This is a genomic window from Bradyrhizobium sp. JYMT SZCCT0428 (assembly GCF_018131075.1).
Lineage (GTDB): Bacteria > Pseudomonadota > Alphaproteobacteria > Rhizobiales > Xanthobacteraceae > Bradyrhizobium.
On sequence record NZ_JAFCLS010000013.1, the window covers coordinates 112586 to 127340 of the forward strand.

Consider the following 14755-nt stretch of genomic DNA (forward strand, 5'->3'; position numbering starts at 1 on the left):
TCGCGCTCAGATAAGAAGCAGCATCTTCAGCGCGAAGTAGATCCACATCGCCAGCAGCACAAGGACGCCGGCGAACCAGGCCAGCGAGCGGGTCCGGACGTCGTTCGACGTGACAAAGATCCCGGCATGCGCAAAGCGCGTCACGACGAACACCCAGGACATCAGCAGGATGAAGAAATCCGCCTTGCGCAGCGGCAGCGCCAGCGCGATCAGGATGTAGAACAGGACCGGGATTTCGAACTGGTTGCTGTAGCAATTGCCGATCTTGGTGGCCTTTTCGGGCCAGTTCGGCTGGCGCAGCGCGATGTCCTTCAGGCTGGTTTCCCTCGCTTTCAGGGCACCGGTCCGCGCCGTGGCCATCCACAGCAGCAGCGCAAAGGTGAGCCCGACCTGGGCAAAGACAGGCAGCAAAACCAGTTGAATCGACATCAGGACGCCCATGGGAATCTCCCCGCAGGGCGTTCGCCGCCCGCATCACCAATAGCGGGGGTGCCGCCCTGTGACAAATCGGCAGCCGCGTCCAGTTGAACCGCAATCGGCGCCGCCGTGACCTACTGCTGGAGCGCTCAGGTCATTCCGGTCGGAACGGCTCCGCCCTTCGAGATGGCCCGATGAATATCACCTCACCGCTCTGGACCGGCGCGGCCCGTGTGGCCGAAGTGCCCGGTGATTCCATGACCTCGTTGCTCCGGATGGTTGGCGCCGGAACCGGCTGGTTCGACGACAGCGTCGATGGCGGGCTTGGCATTGTGATGTCGGCGCTGGCCGGTGTCGCCGCCGCGCTGGCGGTGGCGATCATGCTGTCGGTCTATTTCCGCAGCGGCTACCGCAGCCCGCGCGATCTTTTCAAGCACGGCCTCGCCGCTTTTGTCGTGATCGCCCTCTTCGCCTTCGTGGTCTACGACGTCAGGCATGCCGCGCTGGCCTATCTCGGCATCAATCCGGCAAAACCCGCGGTGGAATTCGAAATCCGGCTGCCGAAGGCGGCGCTGACCGCAATTGCCGATACCCAGGTGGAACTGCTCACCGACCGGAACCAGAAGCTGGCCAAAGTGCAGGATGCGCTGGCCGCGACGTCGGACGGCCGCAACGTGCTGAAGGGAACCGTCACCCTCGACTACCGCACCACCGAACGCACGGTGGTGCTCAATCTGCCCGGGAGCGCGCAAACCCAGTTCAAGCTGCGGCTGCCGGCCAGCCCGACGCATTCCGACAAGTTCGGGCCCTGGCACCTGGCCGACGGCATCACGCTTGCGAAGGGCGACGCCGTGACACCGGAGACGCATAACGCGTTCGCGATCCGCTACCGCGTGCTGTGAGTGACATAACATCGCTCCATCCCCGTCATTGCGAGCGCAGCGAAGCAATCCATTGCGCGGCATAACGGATGGATGGATTGCTTCGTCGCTTCGCTCCTCGCAATGACAAGTCCCGATTCAAACGACCTTTCAAACAAACATTCAAACACCCTGCTCCGGACCGCTCCTTTCGCAAGCGACGGCGTGCAAAATTTCATCATTCCGTCGCCGACAAATCTATAATCGGCGATGAAAGGATTTTCACATGAGCCAATTCCGCCTGACCCAGATTTCCGATACCCACCTCGCCCGGCGCCTCGCAAAGCTCACCGACAATTTTCATCGCGCAGCTGAACATATCGACGCGACGCGGCCTGATCTTGTGATCAACAGCGGCGATCTTGCTTTCGATGCGCCGACCAGTCCGAACGATCTCGTCTTCGCCAAATCGCTGCACGCCGAGCTTCCGGTCGCCTGCCGCTATCTGCCCGGCAATCACGACATCGGCGACAATCCGACCGCGGTCGGACCGGTGCCTTCACATCCCGCGAGCGAACAGCATCTGCAAAGCTATCGCGCCGTGATCGGCGAAGACCGCTGGCGCTTCGACGAAGCCGGCTGGTGTTTTGTCGGATTGAACTCGCTGATCATGAACACCGGGCTTGCCAGCGAGGCCGAGCAGTTCGACTGGCTCGCGTCCGAGCTGTCATGCACGAACGGCAAACCGGTCGCGCTGTTCGTACACAAGCCGCTCTATCTCGACGCGCCCGACGATCCCGAGCTTGAGGTTTCCGCGATCCGCTACGTGCCGCAGCCGGCGCGGGCGCGGTTGATCGAGATGTTCGGCACGGTCGATCTGCGCCTGATCGCCTCCGGCCACGTCCACCAGCGCCGCGATTTCACCTATGGCCGCGTCCGTCATGTCTGGGCGCCGTCGGCCGGCTTCATCATTTCCGACAAGCGGCAGGAGCGGATCGCGCTGAAGGAAACCGGGTTGGTGGAATACCGCTTTACGCCGGACAGTTTCGAAGTCCGCCACATCCGCGCGCCCGGCCAGGTCGATGTCGACCTGGACGAGTTGCTCCAAAAAGCGCCGGCCAGTTAGCCCGTGAATTCAGAATAGTCGACGGCCGCGCGCTTTGGTGGTCGTGCCGTTTCGTTTGGCCGGCTGGTCCCCAGCGCGGACTAGGTTCCTCGTTCGCTGTCGTCCTCTCCCTGGATACGCCTTTGCCTGCTTCTTGGGCCGAATCTGGCTAAAAACTGGTAATGACAACGTTGTCATTCCATTATACGGTGGATCCAACACCTGGATCGCCACAGATGGAGCGACACATCCCCCTCGGCATCTCCCATCCCTGCACCCAGCTCGATCGGTGGTGCGTGATCTTCGGTCCCGGTGCGGACAGGACCGTGAGGCGGGTCCTGCACGGCCGTTTCGGCTGAGGGAACGGCGATGAACTTCCTGCCGCTGTGGCGCTATCGCGACCAATTGATCGATGGGACGATCGTCACGCTCGAACTGACCGTCATAGCCGCCTGCTTCGGCCTCCTGATCGGCACCGCCGGCGCCGTCGCACTCAAGGGGCGCGTGAAGCCCACGCGCTGGCTGGTGCGCGGCTACATCGAGCTGTTCCGCAATACGCCATCATTGATCCAGATCTTCATCGTGTTCTTCGTGCTGCCGAGCTTCGGCTTGAAGCTGCCGGCGTTCGAGGCGGCGGCGGTGGCGCTGTCGCTCTACTTCGGCGCCTATTCGATCGAGATCATCCGCTCGGGCCTCGACTCCGTCCCGAAAAGCCAGATCGAGGCCGGCCAATGCCTCGGTCTCAGCGGCTGGCAGGTGTTTTTCCATATCCTGCTGCCGCCGGCGCTGCGGAACGCCTATCCGGCGGTGACCAGCCAATTCGTGCTGCTCCTGCTCGGGACTTCGCTCGCCTCGCAGGTCGCCGCCGATGAGCTGTTCCACGTCGCAGGCTTCATCGAGAGCCGCACCTATCGCAGCTTCGAAGTCTACGCGATCATCTGCGCGGTCTATTTCGCGATGGCGATGTCGTTCAAGATCCTGTTCGCGGTGGTGGGCGCCCTCGCCTTCCGCTGGCCCCGGCGGCGTTGAGGCAGGCCGCCGCATGCGATCCTTCACCTTCATCGATTTCGTCTCGCTGCTCTCGGCGCTGCGCTGGACGGTGGTGCTGGTCGTCCTCGCTCTCGGCTTCGGCGCGCCGCTCGGACTTGGGCTGGCGACGGGCCGGATCAGCCGCCTCGCCCCGCTGCGCTGGATCTCGGCCGCAGCGATCCAGGTGATCCAGGGCGTGCCGCTGCTCGGCCTGCTCTTCTTCTTTTACTTCGGCATGCCGGTGTTCCTTGGCATCCAGGTGCCGGCGCTCGTCGCGGTTACGGTGGCCTACACGCTCTACACCGCGGCCTTCCTGGGCGATATCTGGCGCGGCGGGCTCGAGGCTGTGAAACAGGCGCAATGGGAAGCCGGTGCCTGCCTCGGCCTGTCGCGCTGGCAGCAATTCCGCCACATCGTCGGGCCGCAGGCGCTGCGCCTGTCGCTGCCGCCGACGGTCGGCTTCCTCGTCCAGCTCGTGAAGGGCACCTCGCTCGCTTCGATCATCGGCTTCGTCGAGCTGGCGCGCGCCGGCCAAGTGGTGAGCGCCGCGACCTTCCAGCCCCTGCTCACCTACGCCGTGGTCGCGGCGATCTACTTCGCAACCTGCCTGCCGCTCACGCTGTGGTCCCGTTCCCTGGAGGCTCGCCTCGATGGCTCTCGTTGAAATCCGCGACGTCCACAAGAAGTTCGGCCGGACCGACGTGCTCAACGGCGTTTCGCTCGACGTCGAAGAGGGCGAGATCGTCACGATCATCGGCCGCTCCGGCTCGGGCAAATCGACGCTGCTCCGCTGCATCAACGCGCTCGAGACGGTCGATGCCGGGGAGATTCACGTCGAGGGACAACGGGTCCACGCCAGGATGCCGGACTTGCGGCAGTTTCGCCAGCGCGTCGGCATCGTCTTCCAGGCCTTCAACCTGTTTTCCCATCTCAAGGTCGAACGCAACATCACGCTGGCCCCATTGCTCACCGGCCGCATCGGCAAGTCCGAAGCGCGCCCGCTTGCCCTGGATGTCCTCGCCCGCGTCGGCCTTGCCGACAAGATCGACGCCTGGCCGGAGCAGCTCTCCGGCGGTCAACAACAGCGGGTGGCGATTGCCCGCTGCCTTGCCATGGCCCCGCACCTCATGCTGTTCGACGAGGTGACTTCGGCGCTCGACCCCGAACTGGTCGGCGAGGTCTTGAAGGTGATGGAGGCGATGGCGCGCCAGGGCATGACGATGATCCTCGTCACGCACGAGATGGGGTTTGCCCGCAACGTCGCCGACCGCATCGTCTTCATGCACCGGGGCCGCGTCTGGGAAGAGGGACCGCCGTCGAAACTGTTCGTCCGACCCGAGACCCCCGAACTCGCAAGTTTCATCGCCTCGGTGAAATGAGCACCTACCAAGCAAACCGGCCATCGTGCCACCACCAGGAGAGAGTCATGAGAAGATTGAAATCCCTCTTCGCTATCGCCACCACGGCGCTCGCCGTCCTCGCTGCGCCAGGTCCTGCCAGTGCCGACAAGCTGAAGGATGTGCTAGGTGCCGGACGTCTGCGCGTCGGCATCCTCACCGACGCTGCACCCTGGGGCTTCAAGGACGACAAGGGCGAAATCGCCGGCCTCGACGCCGATCTCGCCAAGCTGATTGCGGCCGACATGGGCGTGAAGCTCGAACTCGTCCCGGTGACGGGCGCGGCGCGCATCCCGAGCCTGTTGTCCGACAAGATCGATGTCCTGATCGCAGGTCTTGGTGCAACGCCGGAACGCGCCCAGCAGATCATGTTCTCCCAACCCTACGCGGTGGTGAATCTCGGCGTTTATGGTCCGAAGTCGATTGCCGCAGCGACCGGCAAGAAGGCCGAAAACCTCGAACGCCACACCGTCGCGGTGGCCAAGGGAACGACGCTCGACGTCTGGCTCACCGACAATGCGCCAAAGGTGAAGCTGGTGCGCTTCGAGGACACTCCCTCGGCGATCGCCGCCTATCTCGCCGGCCAGGCCGACAGCTTCGCCGAGAACAGCGCGATCGCGCTCAAGGTGAAAGAGCAGAATCCAACCAAGGAGGTCGAGCTCAAGTTCCTGATCCGTCAGTCGCCGGCGCATATCGGCTTGCGGCAGGGCGAGCAGAATCTGCTCAACTGGATCAACACCGCCCTCTTCACCAACAAGCTGAACGGCAAGCTCGGCGAACTGCAACTGAAGTGGTTCAAGGAAGAGCAGTCACTGCCGACCTTGTGAGTTCAGGCGAACTTCTTTTTTCTCGAGGAGCTGCAAACATGATTGAACGTTATTTGGTCGGCCCGCGCATGAGCCAGGCCGTCGTCTGCGCCGGCATGGTGCATATTGCCGGCCAGGTGGCCGACGACCGCAAGGCGGGGATCGTTTCCCAGACGAGCCAGGTGCTCGGCAAGATCGAGGCGCTGCTCAAGCAGGCTGGATCCGATCGCTCCAGGCTGGTCGCGGTCAACGTCTTCCTGCCGCACATCACCGACTTCGAGGCGATGAACTCGGTGTGGGACGCCTGGATCGATCCCGCCAATCCGCCTGCACGCGCCTGCGTCGAAGCGCGGCTCGCAGACCCCGATTTGCGCGTCGAGATGACGGCCGTCGCCGCCGTCTGAGACGCGCTTTTCTCCTTCAACCTTCGGCCGGCGTCGGTGACGACGCGGCCCTGAGGCATCCAATGCATACCGGACTTTTCCACGAGATCGACTTCGACGCCGACCACAAATGGTCGGGCCACCTCAGCATCCCGTTCTCGATCGATCGATCGCCCTATTTCCAGGTCAAGATTCCGATCTTCCGGATCCGCAACGGTGCGGGCCCGCGAGTTCTGCTGATGGCAGGTAACCACGGCGACGAATACGAGGGTGAGATCACGCTCGCGCGGCTGTTTCGCCGGCTCGATCCCGCCATCATGAAGGGCGAGGTGACCATTCTGCCCTTCGCCAATCTCCCGGCGGTGATGGCAGCCCGCCGACGCTCACCGCTTGACGAGGGCAATCTCAACCGCGCCTTCCCTGGCGACCCCTCGGGCACGCCGACTTTCCGGCTCGCGCATTTCCTCGAACATGAACTCTTCCCCCGCCACGACGTGATCTTCGATATCCATTCCGGTGGGACGTCGATGGCGCATCTGCCTTGCGCCCTGATCGAGCGGCAAGGCCCGCCGGACATGTTCGCCCGCGCGCTCAGTCTCATGGAGGGGCTCGGAATGCCGTTCGCCTTTGTCGCCGAGAACGGCGCCGAAGCCCCGACCTCGATGGCAGCTGCCGCGCGGGCCGGAGCGATCGGCATCTCCGGCGAATTCGGCTCCGGCGGCACCGTCACGCCGCAGACGATGGCGCTGACCGCCCGGGCCGTGGACCGCCTGCTGCTCGCGCTTGGCATCATCGATGCACCGGTGCTCGGCCCACACGTGCCCATCGAAGGACAAACCGAACTGCTGGCGCTGGATAGCCACGCCCAGGCGGTGTTCGCGACACGGCGCGGCTGGTTCGAACCGGCGGTCGTGGTCGGCGCGCGGGTTGTGGATGGCGACGTGGCGGGCTGGTACCACGATTTCGAACGACCCGAGGCGCCCGAGGAAGTGCTGCGCTTCCCCGCCGCCGGGATCGTGATCTCGCAACGTCTCCACACCGACTGCCAGAGCGGTGATTGCCTGGTCCAGGTCGGCCGGCCGTTGACACGGGATGAGGCTTCGGGCCGATGAGCTTTTGATGCGCGAAACGACTCTAGACAACGCCAGAGCCCTTTCCGTTCCGATGGAATCGGAACGGGGCTCTAAATTCTTGTTTTGACGCGTTTTCTACCGCAGATAAGTCTACGCAATCTGCGTAAACTTGATTGCTATGCGAACCGCTATCCACTTCGCTGGAAAACGCTCTAGCCCCTGGGTTCGATGGCCGATCCGACCGTGACAACCTTCGATGATGTCGTGCGAATTGCGGCACCGCCCGGGCGCGGCACTGCGATCGGGCGACCGCCGCGCATCGAAGAGGTGGCGGAACGCGCCAGGGTCTCCCCGATCACGGTGTCGCGGGTGCTGCGTCATCCCGAGAAGGTCAATCGCGAGACCCGCGACCGTATTCTCGAGATCATCGAGGCGACCGGATACGCTTCCAACCCTCACGCGCGGGCGTTGCGTTCGGGCCGCTCCAACGTCGTCATTGCCTTCGTCTCCAACATCCTCAGCCAGCAGTTCGGCCTGGCCGTGCGCAGCTTCGCAGCGGCGCTCGAGCCGGAAGGATACGAAGTGTTGGTCGGTCAGACCTCCTACTCCTATGCCCGCGAAGTGGCGATGCTGCAGTCACTGCGCGGCATCCGGCCGGCCGCCGTGCTGTTTACCGGCGTGATCGAGCTCGAAGAGAACCGGGCCGCCCTGCAGGAGCTGGCCATTCCGGTGATCGAGACATGGGCCTATCCGCGTGATCCGATCGACATGCTCGTCGGATTCTCCAACGCCGACGCCGGAGCGATGGCGGCCCAGCGACTGGCGGCCGCCGGACATCGCCGCGTTGCCTTCATCGGTCGCAGCAGCGGCCGCGGCGCGCTACGCCGCGACGGTTTTCGCGCCGCCGCTGGAAAACTCGGCATCGAGATCGTGCACGAGATCGCCGTCGGCGAGGTCACCGGTCTTGTCGACGGCCGCACAGCCTTCGGCGCCCTTCTCGCCCGTGGCGATCCGGTCAACGCCGTCTTCTGCGCCAACGATCTTTTGGCGACGGGGGCGCTGATCGAGGCGCGCTCCCGCGGCCTGTCCGTGCCGCACGATCTTGCGTTGCTCGGCTTCGGCGACAACGACGTGGCGGATCAGATGACGCCCGGCCTCACCACGATCGCATTTGATTCCGCGGCGATCGGCCGGATCGCCGGCGAACTCCTGCTGGCGCGTCTGGCCGGTACGCCGCATGCCCTGCAGCGACACGCGGTCGAACTCTTCTTCGTCGAGCGCGGCAGCGTCTGAGACCGATTCCCTACGCCTTGTCCGGTCCGACCCGCACCAGCTGCTTGCCGAAATTGGCGCCCTTGAGCAGGCCCATGAACGCCGCGGGCGCGCTGTCGAGGCCTTCGGTGACGAACTCCTTGTGCTTGATCTTGCCTTCGCGGAACCATCCCGACATGTCGCGCAGGAAGTCGCCATGGCGCGCGGCAAAATCGCTGACGATGAAGCCACGGATGGTGAGGCGCTTGGTCAGCACCGCGCGCATCATCTTGCCGCCCCATTTCGGCGAGGTCTCGCCGAAATTGTTGTACTCGGCGATCAAGCCGCAGACCGGCATGCGCGCGAACGCGTTGAGCTGCGGGAACACCGCATCGAACACCGCGCCGCCGACGTTTTCAAAATAGACGTCGATGCCCTTCGGGCAGGCGTCCTTCAGTTTTGCGGCGAGATCGGGATCGCGGTGATCGAGGCAATCGTCGAAGCCGAGCTCCTTTTTGACGTAGTCGCATTTGTCCTTGCCGCCCGCGATGCCGATCGCCCGCGCGCCCTTGATTTTCGCAATCTGGCCGACGGCCGAACCGACGGCGCCGGAGGCCGCCGCCACCACGACGGTTTCGCCCGCCTGCGGCTTGCCGATATCGAGCAGGCCGGTATAGGCGGTCATGCCGGGCATGCCGAGCACGCCGACCGCGGTCGAGATCGGTGCGAGCTTCGGATCGATCTTGGTTAGACCCTTGCCGTCCGAGATCGCATGGGTCTGCCAGCCGGCGCGCGACAGCACGATGTCGCCTTTCGCAAAGCCGGGATTGTTCGAGGCGATCACCTCGCTGACCGTGCCGCCTTCCATCACGCCGTCGATCGGCACCGGCGCGGCATAGGACGGGCCGTCGCTCATCCGCCCGCGCATATAGGGATCGAGCGACAGCCAGATGGTGCGCAGCAGGACCTGGCCCTCGCCCGGTGTCGGCGCTGAATATTCCTCGAGGCGGAAGTCGGAAGGCTTGGGCTCGCCAGTGGGGCGGGACGCGAGGACGATGCGTTTTGCGGATTGGGACATGGTTGGTTCCTCCGATTGTTATTTATTCGTCATTGCGAGCTATCGAGGCGCCGTCATTCCGGGACGATGCAAAGCATCGAACCCGGAATCTCGAGATTCTGGGTCTGGTGCTTACGCACCATCCCGGAATGACGGTTTCAAACTCTTCAATACCACCTGTATCGGAAAATATCAGGCCGCGATTTTTGCCAGCGCGGCCTCAAACGCCGCCGCAGCGCTTGGCAAATCGGGGAACGCCAGACCGCTATCCGCGGTCTGCTTCTGGGCTTCCGTTGCGGTGGGACGAACCTCCGCAATCGGCTTTGCCCCATCCAGCAAGGCCGCCGGCGCGATCACGTGAAACTCATGGGTTTCGATCGGCGCATCCTTCAGCAGGAAGACGCTGAGCGAGACGATGTCGGTACCACGCCGATAGGAAATGTAGCGGTCGACCGCCACCGAACCGTCGCGCTGCATGCCGCCGAGCTTTGCAAAGCCCTTGGAGTCGAGCAGCTTGTGGGCCTTGAAGCCCTTGGTGCCAACCGACTTCGCCTTCGCTGTCTCCTCCGACAGGTCGTATTTGGCGGCCATCGCCTTGCCGATTTCGGCGAGCTGCTCCGACATCGTGTGTTCGAACTCTTTTGCCTCGGTGCGCGGCTTCGATGCCTTGCCTGGCTTGGCCGCGTTGCGCTTTTGCAGCTCGGCGTTGCACCGCGCGATGATGTCAGCCGCGGCTTTCCGCTCGGCGTTGACGAGCAGATTCTTCAAATCCTGATTAGAAAGCGCGGCAATCCTGTCGTCCGACCAATCGACCATGATGTTCAATTTCTTTCAATGGCGAGGCCGTCATTCCGGGGCGCTTCGAAGACGCGAACCCGGAATCTCGAGATTCCGGGTTCGCTTCGCGCCCCGGAATGACGGCTTAAAATTACACTCCGCCCGGATAGTTCGGGCTTTCGCGGGTGATGGTGACGTCGTGGACGTGGCTTTCGCGCAGGCCCGCGCCGGTGATGCGCACGAACTGCGCCTTCTCGTGGAATTCGGCGAGGTTGCGCGCGCCGACATAGCCCATTGCCGCGCGCAGACCGCCGGCGAGCTGGTGCATGACGTTGCCGACCGGGCCCTTATACGGCACCTGGCCCTCGATGCCCTCGGGCACCAGCTTGAGCGTGTCCTTGATGTCCTGCTGGAAGTAGCGGTCGGCCGAGCCGCGCGCCATCGCGCCGACCGAGCCCATGCCGCGATAGGCCTTGTAGGAACGGCCCTGCCACAGGAACACTTCGCCCGGGGTCTCGTCGGTGCCGGCGAGCAAGGAGCCTACCATGGCGATGTCGGCGCCGGCGGCGAGCGCCTTGGCGAGATCGCCGGAATATTTGATGCCGCCATCGGCGATCACGGGGATGTCGGATTTCTTGGCGGCTTCGACCGCATCCATGATCGCCGTGAGCTGGGGAACGCCGACACCGGCGACAATGCGCGTGGTGCAGATCGAGCCCGGCCCGATGCCGACCTTGATCGCATCCGCACCGGCATCGATCAGCGCCTGCGCGCCTTCCTGGGTGGCGATGTTGCCGGCGATGACCTGCACGGCGTTGGAGAGCCGCTTGATGCGATTGACGGCTTCCAGCACCCGCGAGGAGTGGCCGTGCGCGGTGTCCACCACGATGAGGTCGACGCCGGCGTCGATCAAAAGCTCGGTGCGCTCAAAGCCGCCCTCGCCGACCGTGGTCGCGGCCGCGACGCGAAGCCGTCCCTGCGCGTCCTTGCAGGCGAGCGGATGCGCGACCGCCTTTTCCATGTCTTTCACGGTGATCAGGCCGACGCAGCGATATTGCTCGTCGACCACCAGCAGCTTTTCGATGCGATGCTTGTGCAGCATCCGTTTCGCCTCGTCCTGGCTGACGCCTTCGCGCACCGTGACGAGGCCTTCATGCGTCATCAGCTCGGAGATTTTTTGCCTGGGGTCGGTGGCAAAACGCACGTCGCGGTTGGTGAGGATGCCGACGAGCTTGCCCGGGACGCCCTTGGAAGCACCGGTGACCACCGGAATGCCGGAGAAGCCGTGATCGTTCATCAACGTCAGCGCGTCCGACAGCATGGCGTCGGGACCGATGGTCAGCGGATTGACCACCATGCCGGATTCGTACTTCTTGACCTGCCGCACCTGGGCGGCCTGGCCTTCAGGATCGAAATTGCGGTGGATGACGCCGACGCCGCCGGCCTGCGCCATCGCGATCGCCATGCGCGCTTCGGTCACCGTATCCATCGCGGATGCGATAATCGGGATGTTGAGCGGGATGGCGCGGGTCACGCGGGAGCGGATATCCGCCTCCGAGGGCAGGATGTCGGAAAGACCGGGTTTGAGCAGCACGTCGTCGAACGTGTAGGCTTCGCGGATAGCCTGAAGTCCCTGCGCCATTTGCCAACTCCTTTCGGCGGCCTTCCGCCGCGGTATTATTTGGGATGAACGTCGCCTTCGGCTGCGCGAGCGGCGCTGCCGTCGAATCGAAGCCCATCGGTGGGGTTGACGGTGGTCGATAGCATGGCAGGCGGCCGAATCAAAGCGTTTGGCCGCTATGCACAGCCTTTTCCCGAAAAGCCCTTAGTTAAAGGGCCTTAACGTTGATATCCCGGCGGCGGGCCATGCTGGCGGATCGCCTCCACCACCTCCCGGTGCCGGCGGTCCTCCCGCTTCATGTGAACCGCGATGAGCGCATGCGCCGACGGCACCAGCAGCAGGACGTGGAAAAACAGGCCGAAAACCAGGCAAAACACCAGCAGAACGAGGTTGAAGATCGCCGAAAATGGCTGTCCGTTCAGGAGCAGCCCAAGTGGCGGCAACAGCGCGGCAAGCAGGTAGATCATCGTCGGGTCTCCGGTGGCGCCAGTAAGCGGCGTCACGCAGGATTTAGGTGGTATGCGCGGTTCCGCAATGGCTTGCCCGGCAGCAGGGTGATACAGCCCAATTCACCCCGCCTCCGACCCTCGCGCCCTGATTCCATGGACAAACAGCGCATAATCCCGCTCATCGTGGCCACCGCCCTGTTTATGGAAAACGTGGACGCGACGGTCATTGCGACGTCGCTGCCGGCGATCGCGGCTGATATCGGCACTAGTCCGCTGACGCTGAAACTGGCGATCACGTCCTACCTCCTCTCGCTCGCGGTGTTCATTCCTGCCAGCGGCTGGACCGCCGACCGTTTCGGCGCACGGATGGTGTTCGCGATCGCGATCGGGGTGTTCATGCTGGGATCGATCGGCTGCGCATTGTCGCAGAACGTGACCCATTTCGTGATCGCGCGCATCCTGCAGGGCCTCGGCGGCGCGATGATGACGCCGGTCGGGCGACTGGTGCTGCTGCGTTCGATCGACAAGAGCGGGCTGGTGCAGGCGATGACCTGGGTGACGGTGCCGGCGCTGATCGGCCCGGTGATCGGGCCGCCGCTCGGCGGCTTCATCACCACCTATTTCTCCTGGCACTGGATCTTCCTGATCAACATCCCGATTGGGCTGCTCGGCATCTTCCTCGCGATGAAATATATCGATCCGATCCGCAGCGAAGATCCGGAACGTTTCGATCTCTACGGGCTGGTGCTGGCGGGCATTGGTCTGGCCGGCATCGCGTTCGGCCTTTCGGTCGCCGGGCTCGGTCTGCTGCACTGGACGGTCATCGCGGGCCTCGTCGCGGTCGGCTCGATCTCGATGGCGCTTTACGTGATGCACGCGCGGAAGACGAAATCGCCGGTGCTGGACTTTTCCATGCTGCGGCTGCAGACGCTGCGCGCCAGCATCTATGGCGGCTTCCTGTTCCGGCTCGGGATCGGCGCGCTGCCGTTCCTGCTGCCGCTGCTGATGCAGGAAGGTTTTGGGCTGACGCCGTTCCAGTCCGGCCTCGTGACGTTCTCCTCCGCGGTCGGCGCCATGGGCATGAAGACGCTGGCCGCGCGCATCATCCGCACCTTCGGCTTCCGCAACTTGATGGCGGTCAACGCCATCATCAGCTCGGTGTTTCTCGCCGCCTGCGCCCTGTTCACGGTGTCGACGCCGCTGACGCTGATCTTCCTCATCCTGGTTGTCGGCGGCTTCTTCCGCTCGCTGCAATTCACCGCGATCAACACCGTCGCTTATGCCGAAGTCGAACCGGCGCAGATGAGCCGCGCCACCACGCTTGTGAGCGTCAACCAGCAGCTGGCGACGTCGGCCGGCGTCGCCGTCGGCGCGTTCTCCGTGGAATCGACCATGCTGTGGCATCACGCCACTGAGCTGGATGCAACCATGTTCGGCCCGGCTTTCATCGTGGTCGCGATCATCTCGGCGGTGTCAGGCTGGTTCTTCTGGCAGATGCCTGACGATGCCGGCCACGAGATCTCGGGCCGCAAGGCGGTCGAGATTTCCAGCCGCAAGGGCGCAGAAAAGGCCGCGACCAAAGCCGCCAGCGAAGGCCCCGAGGACACGCGCGATCAGCGGCTCGGATAGATCCGTCACGCCCAGTTGATCCCGATACCGGAACATATCCGCGCGCAATCGTTTTTCCTTTCGTACCTGGAAAGGAAAACCCCATGAAACTCGGAACTATTGGATTGGCCGCAGCGCTGACATTTGCGAGCACACTGGCTATCGCGCAAACCGGCACCGGTTCCTCCGGTGGCAGCACCGAGACCGGCGGATCGACCACGAGCGGCACCACGAAGGGACCGTCGGTCAACAGCACGACGACAGGCAGTTCCACCACCGGCTTGAGCAACGATGCCGGCAGCGCCGCCGCCGGCGCGAACAGCGCGCGGAATCCATCCGGAAATCCCGCAATCAATACCTCCCCCAGCGGATCGCCGGTAACTCCTGCCCCGGGTTCGGGCGTGGGACGATAGCGCCGTGTCGTGACATACGGTTGTATGTGATTTTTATCACTGCGATCCATTGATGCGCTGGCAAAATTTCCCTCCTGGCGAGATGGGCTCGCCAGAAATCAAGGAGGGAATGTCTATGACCAAAGCCAACACGGAAGCTTCGACCAATCGTCTCGACGACACCGATCTGGAACTCGTGAGCGGTGGTGAACGCACCCTTTACGAGAATCTGCATCGGCTGTGGTTCGCGGCCAGCTGCGTCCTCTCGGGCAGTACGCTGACCGTGAAGGGCGATCAGTTGCACTGCAGCTGACACGCTGGCGCGAATAGCGTTTCTGACTCTAACGGCCTCGGCGCGAAGCTTGAAAGGCGCTGAGGCCGTCATTGCGAGTTTTTGGAAGCTGAGCCGCGCGCCGCGCATGGGCCGGCGCCTTCTGCGGACACGCCAAGCCGCGCCGCCGGCGAAACTGGCGCAACGCACCGAAACGCTCAACCGCCTGTGGCACAGACTTTGCCTGCAAAATGAGCAT

General features: G+C 63.8%; 17 protein-coding genes. 12 read left to right on the top strand and 5 right to left on the bottom strand.

Annotated features, from left to right (window positions below):
• Positions 1–6: 6 nt before the first annotated feature.
• On the bottom strand, positions 7–429 hold the full coding sequence (locus JQ575_RS15575; RefSeq protein WP_192739738.1) for an MAPEG family protein: 423 nt from the start codon (positions 427–429) through the stop codon (positions 7–9).
• Positions 430–611: 182 nt separating this feature from the next.
• Here JQ575_RS15575 and JQ575_RS15580 point away from each other — a divergent pair, with 182 nt between their 5' ends.
• The 9 genes from JQ575_RS15580 (at position 612) to JQ575_RS15620 (ending at position 8363) form a co-directional block, all read left to right on the top strand.
• Positions 612–1319, top strand: a complete 708-nt coding sequence (locus tag JQ575_RS15580) for an acriflavin resistance protein (RefSeq protein WP_312015942.1) — start codon at positions 612–614, stop codon at positions 1317–1319.
• A gap of 244 nt (positions 1320–1563) precedes the next feature.
• Complete coding sequence (locus JQ575_RS15585; protein ID WP_212034116.1) at positions 1564–2403, top strand: metallophosphoesterase; 840 nt, start codon at positions 1564–1566, stop codon at positions 2401–2403.
• A 348-nt stretch (positions 2404–2751) separates the two neighbouring features.
• Positions 2752–3411, top strand: coding sequence for an amino acid ABC transporter permease (locus JQ575_RS15590; protein WP_212034117.1), 660 nt, complete (start codon positions 2752–2754; stop codon positions 3409–3411).
• Between the two features lie 13 nt (positions 3412–3424).
• Positions 3425–4075: an amino acid ABC transporter permease gene (locus JQ575_RS15595; RefSeq protein WP_212034118.1), complete on the top strand. Its 651-nt coding sequence runs from the start codon at positions 3425–3427 to the stop codon at positions 4073–4075.
• Positions 4062–4790, top strand: a complete 729-nt coding sequence (locus JQ575_RS15600; RefSeq protein ID WP_212034119.1) for an amino acid ABC transporter ATP-binding protein — start codon at positions 4062–4064, stop codon at positions 4788–4790. Before JQ575_RS15595 ends, JQ575_RS15600 begins: the two co-directional genes overlap by 14 nt.
• Positions 4791–4837: 47 nt before the next feature.
• Positions 4838–5635, top strand: coding sequence for a transporter substrate-binding domain-containing protein (locus tag JQ575_RS15605; protein WP_212034120.1), 798 nt, complete (start codon positions 4838–4840; stop codon positions 5633–5635).
• A gap of 38 nt (positions 5636–5673) precedes the next feature.
• Positions 5674–6018 (top strand): RidA family protein, encoded by a 345-nt coding sequence (locus JQ575_RS15610; protein ID WP_212034121.1) that lies wholly within the window; start codon positions 5674–5676, stop codon positions 6016–6018.
• Between the two features lie 62 nt (positions 6019–6080).
• Positions 6081–7109 carry a succinylglutamate desuccinylase/aspartoacylase family protein gene (locus tag JQ575_RS15615; protein WP_212034122.1) on the top strand — a complete coding sequence of 343 codons (1029 nt, stop codon included), beginning with the start codon at positions 6081–6083 and terminating at the stop codon, positions 7107–7109.
• A gap of 189 nt (positions 7110–7298) precedes the next feature.
• A complete protein-coding gene (locus JQ575_RS15620) occupies positions 7299–8363 on the top strand; it encodes a LacI family DNA-binding transcriptional regulator (protein ID WP_212034123.1) in 1065 nt (354 codons plus the stop codon).
• A gap of 10 nt (positions 8364–8373) precedes the next feature.
• Here JQ575_RS15620 and JQ575_RS15625 read toward each other — a convergent pair whose 3' ends face one another.
• The 4 genes from JQ575_RS15625 to JQ575_RS15640 form a co-directional block, all read right to left on the bottom strand.
• Positions 8374–9399 (bottom strand): NADP-dependent oxidoreductase, encoded by a 1026-nt coding sequence (locus JQ575_RS15625; protein ID WP_212034124.1) that lies wholly within the window; start codon positions 9397–9399, stop codon positions 8374–8376.
• A gap of 171 nt (positions 9400–9570) precedes the next feature.
• Positions 9571–10194, bottom strand: coding sequence for a hypothetical protein (locus JQ575_RS15630; RefSeq protein WP_212034125.1), 624 nt, complete (start codon positions 10192–10194; stop codon positions 9571–9573).
• 112 nt (positions 10195–10306) lie between these two features.
• Positions 10307–11797, bottom strand: coding sequence for an IMP dehydrogenase (guaB, locus tag JQ575_RS15635; RefSeq protein WP_212034126.1), 1491 nt, complete (start codon positions 11795–11797; stop codon positions 10307–10309).
• A gap of 197 nt (positions 11798–11994) precedes the next feature.
• The gene (locus tag JQ575_RS15640) at positions 11995–12243 is read right to left on the bottom strand and encodes a hypothetical protein (protein ID WP_212034127.1); all 249 of its coding nucleotides are present in this window, start codon (positions 12241–12243) and stop codon (positions 11995–11997) included.
• Positions 12244–12378: 135 nt separating this feature from the next.
• Here JQ575_RS15640 and JQ575_RS15645 point away from each other — a divergent pair, with 135 nt between their 5' ends.
• The 3 genes from JQ575_RS15645 to JQ575_RS15655 all read left to right on the top strand — a co-directional run bounded on the left by JQ575_RS15645 (position 12379) and on the right by JQ575_RS15655 (position 14538).
• A complete protein-coding gene (locus JQ575_RS15645) occupies positions 12379–13854 on the top strand; it encodes a DHA2 family efflux MFS transporter permease subunit (protein ID WP_212034128.1) in 1476 nt (491 codons plus the stop codon).
• A gap of 83 nt (positions 13855–13937) precedes the next feature.
• Entirely contained in the window at positions 13938–14246 is a 309-nt protein-coding gene (locus JQ575_RS15650) for a hypothetical protein (protein ID WP_212034129.1), read from the top strand.
• Positions 14247–14361: 115 nt separating this feature from the next.
• Complete coding sequence (locus JQ575_RS15655; RefSeq protein WP_212034130.1) at positions 14362–14538, top strand: hypothetical protein; 177 nt, start codon at positions 14362–14364, stop codon at positions 14536–14538.
• Positions 14539–14755 lie beyond the last annotated feature (217 nt).

Coding starts and splice junctions, on each gene's coding strand:
- JQ575_RS15645 (WP_212034128.1), top strand. CDS start 12,379: ATGGACAAACAGCGCATAATCCCGCTCATCGTGGCCACCGCCCTGTTT.
- JQ575_RS15630 (WP_212034125.1), bottom strand. CDS start 10,194: ATGGTCGATTGGTCGGACGACAGGATTGCCGCGCTTTCTAATCAGGAT.
- JQ575_RS15580 (WP_312015942.1), top strand. CDS start 612: ATGAATATCACCTCACCGCTCTGGACCGGCGCGGCCCGTGTGGCCGAA.
- JQ575_RS15620 (WP_212034123.1), top strand. CDS start 7,299: ATGGCCGATCCGACCGTGACAACCTTCGATGATGTCGTGCGAATTGCG.
- JQ575_RS15605 (WP_212034120.1), top strand. CDS start 4,838: ATGAGAAGATTGAAATCCCTCTTCGCTATCGCCACCACGGCGCTCGCC.
- JQ575_RS15655 (WP_212034130.1), top strand. CDS start 14,362: ATGACCAAAGCCAACACGGAAGCTTCGACCAATCGTCTCGACGACACC.
- JQ575_RS15600 (WP_212034119.1), top strand. CDS start 4,062: ATGGCTCTCGTTGAAATCCGCGACGTCCACAAGAAGTTCGGCCGGACC.
- JQ575_RS15640 (WP_212034127.1), bottom strand. CDS start 12,243: ATGATCTACCTGCTTGCCGCGCTGTTGCCGCCACTTGGGCTGCTCCTG.
- JQ575_RS15615 (WP_212034122.1), top strand. CDS start 6,081: ATGCATACCGGACTTTTCCACGAGATCGACTTCGACGCCGACCACAAA.
- JQ575_RS15575 (WP_192739738.1), bottom strand. CDS start 429: ATGTCGATTCAACTGGTTTTGCTGCCTGTCTTTGCCCAGGTCGGGCTC.
- JQ575_RS15610 (WP_212034121.1), top strand. CDS start 5,674: ATGATTGAACGTTATTTGGTCGGCCCGCGCATGAGCCAGGCCGTCGTC.
- JQ575_RS15625 (WP_212034124.1), bottom strand. CDS start 9,399: ATGTCCCAATCCGCAAAACGCATCGTCCTCGCGTCCCGCCCCACTGGC.
- JQ575_RS15590 (WP_212034117.1), top strand. CDS start 2,752: ATGAACTTCCTGCCGCTGTGGCGCTATCGCGACCAATTGATCGATGGG.
- JQ575_RS15650 (WP_212034129.1), top strand. CDS start 13,938: ATGAAACTCGGAACTATTGGATTGGCCGCAGCGCTGACATTTGCGAGC.
- JQ575_RS15595 (WP_212034118.1), top strand. CDS start 3,425: ATGCGATCCTTCACCTTCATCGATTTCGTCTCGCTGCTCTCGGCGCTG.
- guaB (WP_212034126.1), bottom strand. CDS start 11,797: ATGGCGCAGGGACTTCAGGCTATCCGCGAAGCCTACACGTTCGACGAC.
- JQ575_RS15585 (WP_212034116.1), top strand. CDS start 1,564: ATGAGCCAATTCCGCCTGACCCAGATTTCCGATACCCACCTCGCCCGG.